Annotated in this window: 3 protein-coding genes; 1 reads left to right on the top strand and 2 read right to left on the bottom strand. The window is 67.5% G+C overall.

All coding sequences use genetic code 11. The features are described 5' to 3' along the window. Positions 1-200 (top strand): MFS transporter (locus tag EN745_RS34475; RefSeq protein WP_189363262.1); only part of this gene is annotated, 200 nt, incomplete at its 5' end. 36 nt (positions 201-236) lie between these two features. Here the strand turns inward: EN745_RS34475 and EN745_RS34470 are convergent. Both EN745_RS34470 and EN745_RS34465 read right to left on the bottom strand, forming a co-directional pair. Then, positions 237-605 carry a cupin domain-containing protein gene (locus EN745_RS34470; protein ID WP_127423291.1) on the bottom strand — a complete coding sequence of 123 codons (369 nt, stop codon included), beginning with the start codon at positions 603-605 and terminating at the stop codon, positions 237-239. 60 nt (positions 606-665) lie between these two features. Then, positions 666-1731, bottom strand: a 1066-nt coding sequence (locus tag EN745_RS34465; protein WP_127423290.1) for an FAD-binding oxidoreductase, incomplete at its 5' end; no start/stop codon positions are given.

Here is a 1731-nt window from a genome sequence, read left to right as displayed (position 1 = left end):
GGATCGAGCACTACCACACGCCGACCTGGGTCGAGTACATCCGTCACAACAGGCGTGCCACCCATGCCGACGCCGTGGTCGGCGAGCGCATCCGCGCGCTTCACAGCGGCGAGGAGCCGCCGCGCGTACGCCGCATGATCGAGCGCCCGACTACTGCCGGCACGACCCTTGTCTCACCCAAGGGGCCGATCGATCACTAACCTGCGTCTTTCGGCTCGGAAGATCGACCTCGCCATTCAGCCGGCGCTCTGGATCATGTAGAGCTTGCGTGTCGTCTCGTGGATCAGCCATTCGCCCTTCCACCCTTGCGGCAGGACGAGCAGGTCTCCCGGTCCGAGTTCGCGCATTTTGCCGTCGGCACGGCTCACTTCAGCGCGGCCGGAAATGATATGGCAGATCTCCGACGAGCCGGAACGATCGGCGGTGAAGCGGCCGGGCGTGCACTCCCAGATGCCGATATCGATGGTCCCGTCAGGCGACCGGAAGAGCGAGCGCACCGCCTCGACCTGACCTCCCTCAATGGAGGTCGGCTTGGGTGAGAACGCCCCGATATGGGCCGTGGCGAGGTCGTGGAAGGTCGAAAGGTCGATCAAGTTGGGCTCCATGGGTCAAAGCGATTCCAGGAAAAGCAAGCAGCTGTTTCCTGTCCGGAATTGCGAAACGCTCTAGTGGCCGGTGATGGCGTCGGCGAGGGCGGCAAGCTTCGAGGTGTGCGAAAGCCCGGCGGCCTCACGGCGATCGGCGAGATGGTAGAGCTGGTACATCGAGTGCACGCCGAGCCAGCGGAAGGGCTCCGGCTCCCAGCGCCGCACCTTGCGGTTGACCCAAGGCAGGCGCGTAAGCTCCGTGTCCTGGCCAAGGATCAGGTCGGCGAGCGTGCGCCCCGACAGGTTGGAGCTAGAGACGCCGAGCCCGACATAGCCGCCGGCCCAGCCGATGCGGGTCGTCGGGTCGAGGCCAACCGTCGTGCACCAGTCGCGCGGCACGCCGAGCACGCCGCACCAGGCATGCTCGATGCGGCAGCCCGCCGTCTGCGGCAGCAGCGTCGTCAGGATCTGATGCAGCTGGTCGATCGTCGCCTGCTGCGTCTGGCCGTTGACGTCGGTGCGCGAGCCGTAGCGATAGGGCACGCCGCGCCCGCCCATGGTGATGCGCCCCTCGCGCGTGCGCTGGGCATAGCAATAGGCATGGGCGGCGCTGCCGAGCAGCTCATGCCCTTCCCAGCCGATCGCGCGCCACAGTTCAGGCGACAGCGGCTCGGTCACGATCTGCGCGCTGTTGAGGGCCAGCCAGGTCCGTTCCTCGCCGGGAATGCCAGCCGTAAAACCCTCGGTGGCGCGGATGATGGTTTCTGCCCGCACCGTGCCGCGGTTGGTCGTCACGCAGCCCTTGGCGGTGGCGGTCACCGTCGTCTTCTCGTAGATCGGCACACCCAGCCGCTCGACGGCGGCGGCAAGGCCGCGCACCAGCTTGGCCGGCTGCACCCGCGCCTGGCCATGGACGACGAAGCCGCCAAGGACGTTGCGGACATTGATGCGCGCCCGGGTCGCCGCTTGATCGAGCATCTCGACGCGGTTCGGATCGACGTCCCAGGCGCGGATCGTCTCGCACTCCTCGCGGGCGCGTTCGAGCTGCGCCGGGTTGGTGGCCACCGTCAGATTGTCGACGCGGCGAATGTCGGCATCGATGCTCTCAGCGGCCGCCACCCGGATCACCTCGTCGACGCAGCCG

It is taken from the genome of Mesorhizobium sp. M4A.F.Ca.ET.022.05.2.1 (assembly GCF_003998845.1).
Classification (GTDB): Bacteria; Pseudomonadota; Alphaproteobacteria; order Rhizobiales; family Rhizobiaceae; genus Mesorhizobium.
Note: the sequence above shows the minus strand (reverse complement) of the source record. Positions and strands in the feature narration are given on the sequence as shown.